Annotated in this window: 10 protein-coding genes and 1 other RNA gene; all 11 read right to left on the bottom strand. The window is 45.5% G+C overall.

Annotation, left to right across the window (positions count from 1 at the left end):
- Positions 1-275: 275 nt before the first annotated feature.
- Positions 276-1,157 carry a carbohydrate ABC transporter permease gene (locus tag M3629_RS24165; RefSeq protein WP_222592195.1) on the bottom strand — a complete coding sequence of 294 codons (882 nt, stop codon included), beginning with the start codon at positions 1,155-1,157 and terminating at the stop codon, positions 276-278.
- 15 nt (positions 1,158-1,172) lie between these two features.
- Complete coding sequence (locus M3629_RS24160; RefSeq protein WP_154984848.1) at positions 1,173-2,042, bottom strand: carbohydrate ABC transporter permease; 870 nt, start codon at positions 2,040-2,042, stop codon at positions 1,173-1,175.
- Between the two features lie 128 nt (positions 2,043-2,170).
- On the bottom strand, positions 2,171-3,490 hold the full coding sequence (locus M3629_RS24155) for an extracellular solute-binding protein (protein ID WP_251510961.1): 1,320 nt from the start codon (positions 3,488-3,490) through the stop codon (positions 2,171-2,173).
- Positions 3,491-3,625: 135 nt separating this feature from the next.
- Positions 3,626-5,245, bottom strand: a complete 1,620-nt coding sequence (locus M3629_RS24150; protein WP_251510960.1) for a response regulator transcription factor — start codon at positions 5,243-5,245, stop codon at positions 3,626-3,628.
- Complete coding sequence (locus tag M3629_RS24145; RefSeq protein ID WP_353056775.1) at positions 5,233-7,599, bottom strand: sensor histidine kinase; 2,367 nt, start codon at positions 7,597-7,599, stop codon at positions 5,233-5,235. The genes M3629_RS24150 and M3629_RS24145 overlap by 13 nt, the downstream gene beginning before the upstream one ends.
- 259 nt (positions 7,600-7,858) lie before the next feature.
- Positions 7,859-8,221 (bottom strand): hypothetical protein, encoded by a 363-nt coding sequence (locus M3629_RS24140; protein WP_251510959.1) that lies wholly within the window; start codon positions 8,219-8,221, stop codon positions 7,859-7,861.
- A gap of 347 nt (positions 8,222-8,568) precedes the next feature.
- The gene (locus tag M3629_RS24135; RefSeq protein ID WP_251510958.1) at positions 8,569-9,495 is read right to left on the bottom strand and encodes a class I SAM-dependent methyltransferase; all 927 of its coding nucleotides are present in this window, start codon (positions 9,493-9,495) and stop codon (positions 8,569-8,571) included.
- 294 nt (positions 9,496-9,789) lie between these two features.
- Positions 9,790-10,035, bottom strand: a complete 246-nt coding sequence (locus tag M3629_RS24130; RefSeq protein ID WP_251510957.1) for a hypothetical protein — start codon at positions 10,033-10,035, stop codon at positions 9,790-9,792.
- 937 nt (positions 10,036-10,972) lie between these two features.
- Positions 10,973-11,337: a transfer-messenger RNA gene (gene ssrA, locus M3629_RS24125) on the bottom strand.
- A 521-nt stretch (positions 11,338-11,858) separates the two neighbouring features.
- Entirely contained in the window at positions 11,859-12,341 is a 483-nt protein-coding gene (smpB, locus tag M3629_RS24120; RefSeq protein WP_090924803.1) for an SsrA-binding protein SmpB, read from the bottom strand.
- Between the two features lie 158 nt (positions 12,342-12,499).
- Positions 12,500-15,313, bottom strand: coding sequence for a ribonuclease R (rnr, locus tag M3629_RS24115; protein WP_251510956.1), 2,814 nt, complete (start codon positions 15,311-15,313; stop codon positions 12,500-12,502).
- Positions 15,314-15,505: the final 192 nt, after the last annotated feature.

The following is a 15,505-nucleotide window of genomic DNA, read 5'->3' as shown; positions in this document are numbered from 1 at the left end:
CCACGGCTGGAAGCTGGGGTCTAGTCCATATAAGTTGAACTTGATATGTTTACACAAGCACTCCAATGACAGAACAACCCTCCAATCGCTGTTATCCCCAGATTTTTTGATTCCCCTTTTTAAAAGGAAAAATCCGGTGATAAAGGCGAGGCGTATGCTTCCGGTGTAGCTTTCTTTCAGAAAGCTTTTAGCTTCGCTTATCCAGCTTTTTTCTGTCCTTTCCGTTTTTGTGTAAAAAATAGTTGAACTTATATAGTAATCACACTAGCAAAAAGCTAACCTTTAATCGCACCAGCAATCATACTCTTCTGCACCTGCTTGTTCAGGAGCAGATAGATCACAACCGTCGGTACGGTCGTAATCATTAGACCCGCGCCAATGATACCCCACTGCGTAATGTACGTTCCAACCATGGACATCATACCCACCGTCAGCGTTTGATACGCCGTATTGTTAATAAACGTGACCGCAAACATCAGCTCATTCCAGCACGACAAAAATGTAAATATCGCTACCGTGGAGATCGCCGGGGTTACGAGTGGCAAAATAATGGAGAAAAACGTGCGGTAAATCCCGCATCCGTCTATAACGGCAGACTCCTCCATCTCTCTCGGGATACCTTTGAAAAAGCTGCCCAGGATGAAGACCGCCATCGGAATGCCGAAGGCTACATAAGGAATGATTAAGGCCCAGTAACTGTTGAGCAGACTCAGGTTTTTCAAAATAATAAATAACGGCAGCAGCGCCGCATGGATCGGCACCATCATCCCGAGCAGAATCAACGTCATCGTCAGCCCACTGAGCTTCCAGTTCATTCTTGTAATCGCGTATCCCGTCATCGAGGACAGAATCAGCACCAGAATAATGGAGACTGCCGTGACCAGCACGCTATTCATAAAATAGTTCAGGACATGCCCATCAGACAGCGCCTTGGTATAGTTGCTCCACAGAAAGGCTTTGGGTAGCCCTGCCACGTCACCGCTGAAAATTTCACTGTTATCCTTCAGGGAAAACAGTGCCAGCCAAATCAGCGGATAGATCTGAATGACGGCGATCAGGATCAGAAACGCCTGCAATAACACTTTGCCGATAGCTCCGGTGAGGGAGCGCCGAGGCTGGGGCTTTTTTTGCAACATGATATTGTTAACCGTACTCATACGTCTTCCCTCCCTCTACTCTGTCTTAAACAACGAATTAATAAGGATGGTACACACCAGACATTCCACGATAATAAAAACAGAAATAGCACTGCCGTATCCGTACCGGAACGTGTCAAAAATGGTAGCGTACATCAGCGTGCTCGGCACCTCTGTACTGTAAAACGGTCCGCCGCCTGTCAGCACATAGATCAGGTCAAACACCTTAAACGCCCCGATCACCGAAAATACAAGACACACCTTCAGAATCGGCTTCATCAGCGGGATCATAATGGACCATGCCACACGCATCCGGGAAGCGCCGTCAATTCGTGCCGCCTCCAATACATCCTGGGAAACGGATTTTGCCCCAGCGTACATCAGCAACATATGATATCCCATGTACTGCCAGAGCGTTGGAATGAAGGAGGCCGTCAGAGCCGTCTCCTTCTGACCCAGCCAATCCTGCGCCCAGCTGGATAGACCAATGTTTTGCAGCATCACGTTGAGCAGACCGTAATCGGCATTATAAATTTTCGACCATAACTGGGCAATAACGACTGTAGAGATCAGTACAGGAATGAAATACACCGTTCGGTAGAAACCCTCTCCCTTAACGTTGGATGCCAAAATCAACGCCAGCACCAGTGAGATCGGCAACTGAATGAATACGGAGGCTCCTGCAAAGAGCAGGGAATTTTTGATCGAGTTAATCACTCGGGTATCCTTGAACATCTCCACATAGTTGTCCAGACCGATAAACGCGCCTTTCCCCACGCCATTCCAATCGAGCAGACTGTAATAACTGGAGACAAAGATCGGAATCAGCACAATGCCGCAGAACAGAATCAGTGTAGGTAATACAAAAACGGCAATCGTACCTTTATTGGAAAATACAGAGTTCATGACTCTTCTCCTCTCAAAGGCGTGACCGGAAATCCCGGATCACGCCTCGTTTGGGCATTATTTTGATGGTTTACAAGTGTATATGAGCGCGCACGTAGCATAAGCCTATACTTGCTTGCCTGTTTAGCCTACAGACTTAGCTCCGTTGGTTTCAGCTGCGCCATCTGTTTGCAGAACTCCTCTGGCGTCACGTCACCAGCCAGCAGCTGTGCGATCAGATTTTTATGTGCTTCCGCAGACTCGGCTGGCAGAATGTTATCCCACCAGGCGATAAACGAGGTAGCCGTTTTCATAATGTCCGCCGCGGACAGATCGAGTGAAGACAAGCTGGACGTGTCGAGTGAATCGGTTTTCCAGCTTGGCAGTCCCGCTCCCGCCAGGAAACCTTGTGTGCCTAGTTGCTCGCTCAGATACATGAGGAATTCCGTAGCTTCCTTCGGATGTTTGGTCGTCTGGCTGATATAGAAACCGTCGACAGCTCCGCCAAAGATTTCAGTGCTAGTGCCTTTGCCATCCTCAAATACCGGGAACGGAATCACCTTCACTTTGCCTTTGACTGCCGAGGCAGACGGGTCTTCAATACCTGCATTCACCCAATTGGCTTGGAACATCATAGCTCCTTTGCCTGCATTAAATGCGCCAAGCATCTCGTCATAACTCATACTGAACATACTGCTGTTAAATGCTCCGGCTTGTGCCAACTGCTGCATCTTGGTAGCCGCCGCGACAAAGTCCGGTGAATCCCACTTGGACGGATCTTTGAACGCCTCGATCACCGCCGTATTCCCCGCTTGGCGCATCGCAATCATGTCATACCAGTACATGCCCGGCCAGCGGTCTTTTTCACCAATCACAGCCGGGGTAATTCCTGCCGCTTTCAGTTTGTTGACAGCATCCAGCAGCTCGTTATATGTAGTCGGGATTTTGGCACCCGCCTGCTCAAACAGCTCCGTATTCACGTAAAGGTTGGCGATGTGTGTGTACACAGGTAGCGTATAGATTTTGCCATCCATATTAATGGCTTCTGCCATCCCCGGACCCATTCGTTCCTTAATATCGTCCGTCAGATAACTCGTAATCTCCAGTACGTTACCGGATTTAATATAGGGCTGCATGAAGCTGCCCCCGCCCATTCCGTAGAACAGGTCTGGTGACTCACCAGCTGCAATGGATGTTTTCACTTTCGTTTTGTATTGTTCACCTGTTGTACCTGTACGTTCAACCTGGATATCGGGATGCTCGCTATTCCATTTCTCCACAATCTCAGGCAGTAGTTTGGCTGACGGGTCTGTTGTACCAACCGATTGATCCCACAGCGTCAGCTTGATCTTGCCATTGCTTTCTCCCTGTGCTCCGCCGGACGAATCGGACGAACAAGCCCCCAGACTACCCGCAAGTCCCAAAGCCAAAAATAGACTTAACGATTTCTTTAATAGCGCTTTCATCATATGACCTCCCTGATCTTTTTATTGGTTCTATCCATATTTTAGTAGTGGTTCGCACTGCGCTCCATTTAGAAAACAGGCATCGACTTGTAATATTCGAACACAATTGAAAGCGTGACCATTTTGAAATATACCGGGTTAATTTCGGACGTTTCGGTACTCGTTCATAGAGCGGCCGAACTGTTTTTTGAATAACACGCTGAAATAATGCGGGTCCGGGATACCTACCTGCTCCCCGATCTCATACCCTTTCAAATCCGTCTGCTTCAGCAATAATTCGGCCTTCTTCATACGAAGCTGCGTTAAATATTCCACAAACGTCTGCCCGGTTTCTTTTTTCATCAAACGCCCCAAGTGACCCGGACTTACGTAAAAAGCCGCGGCTGTACTCGACAATCCCACCTCTGCATTGCTCATCTGCTCTTCCAAATACGCCTTGACCTGATCGATTAAATTAACTTCCTTCGCTTGTCGTTTGTCTTTAATCACACCCGATATGGCCCGGACATGTTGCTCCAGCATCGCCCTCAAGTCTGGTAAATGCTCTGCCATCAGCATCATGGCAACAGCTTCCTGGTTGAATACCTGCTCACCCTCAAGTTGCTGCTCCATGGCTGCACGTTGGCATTCAGTAATTACATCCATAGCCGCCATGCGGAACTGTGCTGGTTTGGAGAATGGGGCAGCAAGGATCTGTTGAAGTAAAGATACTGCCTCCTCTCTCGCACCAACGCTAATGCAGAATTGCAGTTGCTCTAGAAGCCCTTTATCCGAGCGATACGGCTGGCTTTGTTGATCGCTTTCGATCACGAGATCCTCGAAGCAGATGACCTGATTTTTCCCCACAAACGTCTGGTAATCCAGAGCAAGACATGCTTCACGGTAAGCGATACAGACTCTCTCCCACCCGGAGTACAGCTGTCCAATCCCGATCGTTACGTCTGCCTCGGAACCGTCAACTTTCAGCAGACATCGAAGTTCTCCCAGAATTTGCTCAGCTTGCTCGGTTAGCTTGGCATCAGGGTGAGTCGTAAGGATGACAATACGATTGTGTGTGTCCATGACAATGATTTTGTATATATCCTGCTGGTAATAGGTCTGTACGTGCTTCAAACCATTCATACGCAGCAGGATCTGAACTTCCTCTGTAGTAGTCTCCGCTTGTGAAGGTAACGTGGCCTGTACCTCGATGATGGCTACTCGAGACTGCGGATTGTCTGCAGCGATTGGAATGCCGAAGAAACGCACCTGTTCCCGCACCTCTTCCTCATGCAACACCCCTTGCAGCCACTGATTCACAAAACGTTCCTTGAGATACGGCAGACTGCGCTTCATCTCCTCTCGCAGCTTGGACAGCTCATATTCCCTTCCTCTCTCCTGCTCGATAGCCGCTCGCAACTTGGTGGTAACCTGTAATAATTCAGTAGCTCGAATCGGTTTCAAAATAAAATCGGATATGCCCAGCTTCACACTCTGACGTGCATATTCAAATTCATCGTGTCCTGTCACCACTACAATTTTGATGTTCGGATAACGCTCCAAAATGAGACCACTCAGCTCAATGCCGTCCATCTTGGGCATATAAATATCCGTGAATACGATGTCGGGATGTAACAACTCTATCTGCTCTAAGGCTTCTGCCGCATCACAGGCTTCGCCAACGATCTGCATGCCTTGTTCCTGCCAATCGATGCGCATACGTAGGAGATTTCGGATGAGATATTCGTCATCCACGAGCAGTACTTTTAATGGTTCCATGATCCAACGTCTCCCTTCGGGATCGTAATGGTTATGGTGGTTCCTTTTCCAGGCACACTCTTAAGATTCAACACATCTTCACGATCATAAAATATACGCAGCCGTTCCATCGTTCCCCACAGACCAAAGCTTGCATTCACATTGGAGTTAGACTCTGACTGATCATGCACAGGCCTTAAGAATTTGTGCTTTTCTGTGCGCTCAATCTGCTGTACTTGTTCCTCGGACATACCCGCACCGTCATCCGTAAGTGTTAGAGTAACGCTATCTCCCGATTGCTGCGCCTGAATACGTATAATGCCTGAGCTGCCTTTGGCGCGAATGCCATGATAGAGTGAATTTTCCACCAGAGGTTGGAGTACGAGTTTGGGAATCATTGCCTGCTCACAGTCCAGATCGATATCGTACCGCACCTCAAATACACCCGGATAACGCACCTGCTGAATGGTTAGATAGTGACGTACAATCTCAACCTCTTCGCGTAGTGTGATGACCTCATTGCCTTTGCTCACACTCAGCCGATAATAACTTCCAAGAGCCTCCAGCATCTCGCACACTTTATCGTTCATACCCGACATCGCCAGAGAAGTAATCGAGTCGAGTGTGTTGTACAGAAAGTGCGGTTTGATCTGTGCCTGGAGCGTGTTTAGCTCCGCTCGGCGGATCGTCTGTTGTTCCCGAATAATGCGACTCAGCATCTGCTCGATCTGCTCAATCATCTGGTTGTAGCCACTATACAGCTGTTCGAATTCGTAACTGTTCAGCTCCACTTTCACTTTGCGGAAGTTGCCACTGGGTGCTTTTTGCATGGATCGGAGTAACTTATGAATCGGCTTGATGACGCTGCGAGAGATAATAAAAGAACTGACAAAAAAGACGGACCCGTTCACCGCCAATAGCATAAAAGCAAGCAGAACCAGAGAAGTATTACGGGTATCTGTTGCACGATACGGACTCATACTGATGTATTTCCACTGATCTTCACCTGCTGAGTGGTAGGTCACCGCGTAATCTTGTCCTCCGGAATGTAGAGTCAGAACGCCTGAAGGCTGTTCCTGAAATGCCTGTTTTAACTTTGCTTGATTGGCCTCTAAAATCTCTTGCATACTTGCTTGTTTCTGAGCTGTGGACGAGGATGCATCAGATGGAATTACCTCTTCTGATTCTGTAGCTGTTGGAGTTGCTGTATGTGCGGTAGATTTTGATGAGGCTGTGTATGCCAGAGGTGTTGAAGAAGTAGTAGAATCTGCATTCTTTACAGCAATTATCATGGTGTTTATTGCCGTATTTGTAGTGGCATTCGATGCGATAATCTGCTGATGCTCGTCCAGAATGGCTACCTGAAATGAATCAGATGCCGGTAGATTAGCATAAGCCTGCGCAATGGATTTCTCTTTGATATTCATGACGAGAAAGCCGAGTGGAGAGGTATCGTCCAGGTCGCGCATTAAACGAATAAAAGAGACCACTTTCTCTTTTGGTTTCTCATTTTCATTTTTTTTCTCTTTTTCTTTCCCCTGTTCTGTTTCCTTCTCCGTCTCCATTTCTAAACTTCTTCCGGTAGCCGGGGGCCTGCGGACATTATGAATATAGGTTATATTGTTGGTATTTTTACTGTCCATACTGATATTGTTTTCATGATTTTCTCTATTAGATTGCTCATTAACTTGATCATTACTATTCGAGTTGTTGCTTGTCACTTTGTTAGCAAATTCATGATTAGGGGAGTTCTGTCGTTTATTTTCTTTTTCATCCGCCCGTGTGTATACGGTGTTGTTCATGTTCTCCGCTACCGTTCCGAATCCGGCTTCGTTTTCGTTGCTGTCACCGCCATTTAGCCTGAGTAGGTATCGCCCTTTATAATTTAGAGCTTGCTCATACCACGGTGCATTCTTCACATTCGCTTCGAGAAAAGCCGGCCACTGCTGTGTGCCCACCGAAAAACGGTGTCCCGAATTGTCGTAAATATAGACCGAATCAATAATTGGAACCGCTTGCATAAGATTGGTCAAATACGAACTAACCTTGGATTGCATCTGCAAATTAGAATATACATTGCCTTGCCTCAGCAGGTTCTGCAGGTTCGGATCGGAGAAAATCATTTTCGAATAATTGTTCACATTCTCGATCATCAGATTGACATTCGTCTGGATCGACGTAATCGTCTGCAGAGACGCTTCGTTGATCTTCTGCTGCGCGTCATTCTCCGAAATACGGTTCAACACCAGCGCACTAAACGCCACCGTTAGCAGAATAATAACAAAGTACGCAAAGGGAATTTTAAAGGCGAGTGTTTTGGGCTTACGCTGCATAAACTCTCTTAGACGTAATATCAGATTTAACTTCCTGCTCAATACGGGGCCCTCCATTCTTCTCAGATTTCCGAGAGATTCACGCTCCCTCGGACTGCATACAATTGTACATTATATGCCTGGATCTGGAAGAGGCTCAACACCTTTTATCGCTTTGTGCCGGTTTGTATTGGTAGAGAGGTTGGGCGTTAGGTGGAAAAAAGCTGACCTCGATATGGACGTGCCTTATTCGACTTAAAAAAACGACCTCCACTGTAAGATGTGAAGATCGCTCATATTGATATTGAATACGTAGTTGAGATTATAGCGAAAACTCTGTAACACCCTTTTTGGAGGCAAATTTCAGCGTGTAGCTGCCTTCTGTGCCGTAAGGCATGGTTGCAATGAGGATGCGGGTGTAATCTAGCCGGCTCTCTCGAAGTAATTTTTTGACCAATGCTATGCCCCGCTCTTCATCCGTCACCACACAGAAGATGTTCATCACATATTTTTTCGGATCAGCCACGCTGCTTCCTATGTCGCATCCATCCACTTCCCCCAGTTCATGCTGGGTTAGAGCAGTTCCAAGAGACTCCATAACCTTCTCCTTCAACCACTGATCACGTTTGCTACCGTTGGCACTCTTTAGCGGATATTGCACGACAAGCCAGTGTTTTTCACTCATTTGGGGTTAACTCCTTTATGTAGTATTTCTTATTCACCAGTTCTATTGAATTCGAGATAGAATGGATTGACCTCTTGGCCTGTAGAAGAATAGCCTGATTAAAACTCCTTTCTTTAAAATTGTATATTTTAGTATACTTCATTAATCTAATCATAATTTTATGGCTGATAGAAATTTATACTTAATCGATCATCAACAGAAAAACCACCAACCAGAACACTGATTGATGGTTTCTTGACTCTAATAGGAGATGAGGGAAGTCAGCTGGACTACTTTGTCTGAAAATAACGACACATATGCATCTATGGTAATTTTCACAAGTTTTGATTAGAAAATATAAAATGGGCTCAGTCAGGCTTTCTAACGAGAGATATACAGTCTAGATTTGGAATTCCCCAATCAATCTCTTTTTGTTCAATAACTTCAAAACCTGCTCGATGGGCTATATATGCAAACAGTTCTTTGCTCAAGTAGTTTCTTCCATGAGCATTACCTTGTGCAAATGAGATTTTATAGTTAGACATTGTATTTGAATGATGAAGTAATGCATAGCCACCTGACTGTAATACACGGCCAATTTCCTTCATATAGTTGTAAATGTCAAACATTTCGAAATGGACCATAGCATCATAGCTAAATAACGAACTATATTTTTCACTTTCTAATTCTTTCAAGTCGTATCCACTGTTTTTATAATAGGATATATTGGAATAGTTTTGATACCTCTTTTGGCAAACCTCAATGTTTTTATCTAGGATATCAACCAAAGTAATATGTTTTGCTTTATCTACATATTTCTGAACATGACGCCCACGACCACAAGCCAATTCAATAACATTACTTAAGTCTAAATTTCTAAAAAATTCATAGAAGGGGCTGTCATCACTCCAGAATACATTGAGACTAGACTCCTTTTCGGCATTTTCAAAATAATCATCCATATTATCTATATGATAATGTGCACAATAGTCCCTATAAAAAGAGACGCCCTCTTCTCCAACAAAGGCAGCTATGTCTATTACCTTTTTCCCATCTTCTAAGAGACGTTTCTCAACCTCTTGAAATTCACGAACCGAAATGTAATAAGGAAGGTTCGTTTCTTTCAGTTCCTCGTAAGTACAGACCTTAACTCCATCGATTTCTTTTATCGTTTGAGCTCTTTCATCACAAAATGAATATACAACATTCTCATATCCCTTAAGCTTAAGGAAAGTATACATTTGTCTTCCGTTTTTGCCTGCTCCATAAAGTATAACTTTCTTATCGTTATCCATAAAATCTCCTTCAAGGTAGATTAGTATTATAAATAAAATACTATACCTTTAAAGTGAAATATAAAAGTTAAATTTATTCAATGCAGAAGATTCGTCAGATTTTTATACTAGAAAGTTAAAAAGTTGTCTATACTCTTGGCCTCACACGTTAGATCAGGTCCTCTTGAACAATGAATGACTCACTTATCTATAACGAATATGTTTCCTGTAATCCAAAGCTCGTGCTCCATTAAGTTACCCATAGAGGGGCATGACGAGTTATAATTTAGTCACAGTTTTGATGTCACCCAAGTATCAGTGATCCTTAAGAACAGGATTAGCCCATGCAGGTATAGACTCAACACAATAGATCAAATTACCCTGTATGATTTCCGCAACAATTAAAAGCTCGTATGTGTTATCAATGATGATAACCTGATCTGCAATGGCCAGAGCCGGTTTAGGGTTCTTCAATGACTGACCATATCGATAACGAATGTCTTCTTCTGCAATCCAATGTCCACCTTGTTCAACCCGAGATGCAACTCGATCTATATGCATTTGAACATCCTCAAGACCGATATAGTAAATAATAAATTCGTAACTGTTTTCTTTTGAAATTTCCATATGTTTTAAAACAAAATGATCCGGACAATGTTGTTTAAATAGCGAAGTTTACACCACTTTTAATGAGAGATCGGATCCTTTTTACAGCTTCTCTACCGGCAGATAGGTCAGCACTGCGCGGATTATCTGGCTTCAACTCTCTAGCAATTTGATCTGGATCAACCAGTTCACCAAGTCACTCTCTCATTTGCATACTGAGTGCACTTTTCCCAGCTCAATTGGTTCCAGCAAACACAGTCATGACTGCTCTGAATTTAATTATGATACTCAAACTCCTGGCGTTTCCCAGTAGCATCAAATATAATTTCGAATTTATTTCCTTCAGCATCCTCACGAACGCGTTTGTTGTTTTTATATAATAAATAGAGGCACCTGATTCTTTAGTATTTGTCTGTGCATGTTGATTTGCTTTTATTAGAATTTCATCGAGTTGTTTTAAATTGATAAAAATTCTCAGTCCCCTCCAGTATTAAATTATCCCTATTTTATCAAAAACTGAATAACACCAATCAGAACACTGATCGATGGTGTTGTATAGCTAAAATAGGTGAAATGACTTTGCTCCTGAGCATGAGTGTAACAATCGCCACACCCTTCACAAGTTTAACTCAATTGTATTGTCTTTTTATAACTTAGCCCAGTATAAATCCTAAATTTATATGTTTGATTGCATTTGTTGCATAACAAGCATCCATCAGCTACTTCTTTTAATATATTTATAAAGTGATCAATTCTCTGCTGTGTGAAATTGTTCCATCATCAGCAGTTAATTCCCGTATCATTTCAGTTTGTAATTTGATTAACGAAAACAACGATCCAATAGATTGATATACAAAAACAGCCACCAAATGGTGGCTGTCACTGATACTACTAATGGAGGCGAGGGGAGTCGAACCCCTGTCCGAAGATAACGACACATAAGCTTCTACGGGTGTAGTCACAGTTTTGATGTCACCCGAGTATCGCCCCGTAACCGGCTATACGTTGGGTCAGCCTGATTGTCTTCTTCAGCACACCCCAGGCGGAGATGTGACAGCGTATCCCACTACTTGTTAGCCCCTAGTCCTGTCACATGGGCGATGCAGGGTAGAAGCACGCACACAGTTTCTTAGGCTGCGAAAGCGTAGTTTGTTTGTTGTTTGCCGTTTAATAGGCTTTAGCGTTGATAAAGCGGACGCGTCCCCACTACCCGCTACCCATGCTCGAACTATCCCCGTCGAATCCATAAACGCCCCCTCATATAAGAAGGGCTCCAGGATTAATCCGTGAATACGGAGCAAAGGTGCTACACATCTAATCCCTCCAAGGTGATAAGATGTTTCTTACATACTCGGCATTCCTGTCTGCTACATGAATAATCATATCACAGCCCGAAGCACCGATATAGTGCAGATTGCTGGAAAGCAATCCAGTCTACTGAGCGCAGATGAAAGGTTATCCAAACTAGCCAACTAACCATGCCATCAGGCTCAATCGTCTACATATTATACCGCGTGACTCATCGGAAGTAAAGTTTACCCAGCTACAACCGTTGGTTTAATTAATTTACCCACCGATGCACACATTTACGCAATCTACAAAATAAAAAAGCCTCGCACTCACCCGTAGATAGGCAAACTGCGAGACTCCATCGATTCCAAGTTTCCAATCATACTTCGCTTATCGTATTCCGCTATCGACCAGCTAAGCTATAAGGCTTAACAACCCTAAACCACTGCGAATCGACGCGAATGAACATTTGCAAACGTCGTTCTCTTTTAACGGGCAACCTTCTGCTTCTCGCGCAGTGCACGTTGGATATCACGTTGTGCATCCCGCTTCGCGGCAGTGTCACGTTTATCATACTGCTTCTTACCTTTACCCAAGCCAAGCAACAGCTTCGCATAACCATTACGAATATAAATTTTCAACGGCACAATGCTGTATCCATCCTGCTTTGACAACCCAAGCAGTTTATGAATTTGCACCTTATGCATTAACAATTTACGTGTGCGTGTTGGATCAAGCGGATTATGACGATTGCCTTGTTCAAAAGGACTAATGTGCATATTGTGAATATGAATCTCACCGTTACGAATCGTTGCAAATGAGTCTCCAATGTTCGCACGGCCGTTACGAATCGACTTAATTTCTGTGCCCGTCAGCACCATGCCCGCTTCATACGTATCTTCAATGAAGTAGTCATGGGAAGCCTTTTTGTTCTGTGCAAGCACTTTATTCTGCCCATCATTCTTGCCCATGTCCTCACTCCTTCTTCGTAAATATAAACCCGTACCATGCTGTACCAGCATAGCATCCATGTTGCACCAAAAAAACTGTGCCAGACCTTAATTGTAGCAAGGACGGCTGTTAAAATCAAGAAAGAGGCGGCCTGCGCCGCCCCTTTCTGGCTTCTCACTTACTTCTTTTTCTTCCGAACAAAAGCGGCTGTCCCATTCCCGGCCCCGCCTTTGTTTTTCTTACGTTTACGGCGTGGTGCTCCGCCTTCTTGCGCGCCGCCCGGTGTAGCATTTTCCCCGATAAAAATACCACTAGGTGAGGTGTTTTTGCGTTTACCTCCGCCTTTGCCACCTTTACCGCTACCGCCCTTACCGGATTTGAAGCTTCCTTCTCCACGGCCGCTACCATTCAGGCTACTTCCTTGGTTACGTTCACCTGATCCACTATCCTGACCAGCTGGGGATGAGCTATATCCGCCCTTGCCTGAACCAAAGCCAAAGCTTACTGCACCTTTACCACGACTACCTGAAGCACCCGCGCCTGCACTTGCATCACTCGCACGACGCTCACCTTTCGGTCTGCCTCCGCCTTTACCAGCAAACCCACCCGTTGATGAGCCTGCACCTGCTCCGGCATTTGCCGCTCCGCCACGCCCACCGCGAGCGCTTTGACCACTGTCTTCTGCTGATCTGCCACCACGGTCGCGTTTACCGCCTGCACCAGCACCGCCGCCTTTGCCGCCACGGCCTCCACCGAAGCCACCTTTGGCACCGCCTCGGCCGCCGCCGCTACCAGGACGACCACCTTTACCACCGCGGGCACCACGATCGAAACCGCCATCGCGTTCTCGACGAGGTTTCATATCGACCATTTCAAAATCAATCGTGTACTCTTCCATACTCACACGTGCTACGCGAATTTTAATTTCGTCGCCAATGCGGAATACTTTGGATGTACGCTCACCAATCAAGGCCATATGCTGATCATCAAAATGGTAATAGTCATCTGTCAGCGCACTCAGTCGAATCAGACCTTCTACCGTGTTCTCCAGCTCAATAAACATACCGAAGCTGGTTACGCTGCTGATGATGCCTTCGAACTCTTCGCCGACCTTGTCGAGCATGTACTCTGCTTTCTTCATTTTCTCCGTATCGCGCTCAGCTTCCACCGCCACACGCTCGCGTTCTGAAGACTGCTGGGCGATATCCGACATCCGGCTTGCCAGATACTCTTGGCGATTCTCCGGTAATGCTCCTTTGTTCTCAATCACTTCACGAATGACTCGGTGAATGACCAGATCGGGATAACGGCGGATCGGGGATGTAAAGTGACTATAAAATTCAGCAGCCAAACCAAAGTGACCTGACATTTCCGAATCATATTTCGCCTGTTTCATGGAACGTAGCATCATCGTGCTGATGACCGTTTGCTCCTTCGTACCATTAATATCCTCCAGCAAAGATTGAAGCGCCCTTGGATGAATGGAATTGCCACGCCCTTTGACCTGGTGTCCAAAATTCGCCGCAAAAGCGAGGAAGTTTTGCAATTTTTCCTGATCCGGGTCTTCATGCACACGATAGATGAACGGCACTTTAAGCCAGTGGAAATGCTCCGCTACGGTCTCATTGGCTGCAAGCATGAACTCCTCAATGATTTGCTCTGCGATGGAGCGCTCCCGTTTCACGATATCGACCGGTTTGCAGTTCTCATCGACAATGATTTTGGACTCTTCAAAATCAAAATCAACCGCCCCGCGGCGCATACGCATCGCACGTAGCTTCAAGGCAATCTCTTTCATCAGGTGAAAGTCATCCACCAAATCTTTGTAACGTTCAAGCAACTCCGGCTCTTCGCCTTCCAGGATTTTGCGTACGTTAGTATAGGTCATACGTTCCTTCGTTTTGATAACACTCGTGAAAATGTCGTGTTTCACAACCTTCATCTGGTCGTTAAACTCCATCTCACAAGACAACGTCAGACGATCCACCTGTGGGTGCAAACTACAGATTCCGTTCGACAGACGTTGTGGCAGCATCGGAATAACCCGGTCCACGAGATACACACTGCATCCACGGTTATATGCTTCCTGATCCAGTTTCGAATTCTCACGTACATAGTATCCCACATCGGCAATATGCACGCCCAGACGGTAGTTGCCGTTCGGCAGTTTTTCCACGTTAACCGCATCATCCAGGTCTTTCGCATCCTCGCCATCAATCGTAACGATGTTCAGACCACGCAAGTCGCGACGTCCTTGCTGGATAATCTCTTCATCCGTAATGGAGTCCGGTGCTTTTTCCGCTTCTTGCATCACTTCATCCGGGAAAGCTTCAGGCAGCTGGTGTTTGCGGATGACCGATAAAATATCAATGCCTGGCTCATCCTTGTGACCCAAAATCTCTATAATTTCACCCTCAGCGGCTGCACGGCCTTCCGGATAACTGACAATCTTGGCAACAACCTTCTGTCCATCTACAGCACCGGCAAAATTCGTACGCGGGATAAAAATATCACGATTAATCCGTTTATCGTCCGGAATGACAAATCCATACACTTCGTGGCTCTGGAAAACACCCACAACTTGTGTGATTGCACGCGTCACAATCCGTACAATCTCACCCTCCAGGCGCCCGCCGGACGGCCCTTGGGATGTCACTTTCACAAGTACAATATCACCATTCATTGCACTTTTCATATCATTGGCATGGATATATACGTCCGGGTGTTCGCGGTCTTCTGGAATCAGAAAAGCAAACCCCTTCGCATGCGCCTGCAAGCGCCCACGCACCAGATTCATACGTTCCGGCATACCATAGCGATTGTTACTCGTCAGTAAAATTTGGCCGGATTCCTCCAGCGTATTCAACATAATCAAAAAGGCTCGGAAATCAGCAGCATTTTCAATCTGAAAGTGCTGTTCCAGCTCCTGATAAGTCATCGGTTTATAAGCGGTCTCCCGCATGAAGTCAAGCAATTGTTGTTCGGTTATCATTAGTTTTCACCTCGGGAAACGTAAGAGTATAGTCTGATCTCTTCTCTTTATGTATCGGAATTCGTGCCGTATTCGTACAGATTCCATATAGTAAAATGCGTATGATTACCGCACCCTTACTATCTCATACCCTAGTATACACGAATTCAATCCAGCCCATCCGTAGCTACCCAAAAAAGCCTTTTGGTCTAT

The sequence above is a fragment of the Paenibacillus polysaccharolyticus genome, from assembly GCF_023714295.1.
In the GTDB taxonomy this organism is placed as follows: Bacteria; Bacillota; Bacilli; order Paenibacillales; family Paenibacillaceae; genus Paenibacillus; species Paenibacillus polysaccharolyticus_A.
The sequence above is the reverse complement of the archived record's forward strand: the minus strand, read 5'-3'. Positions and strand labels throughout refer to the sequence as shown.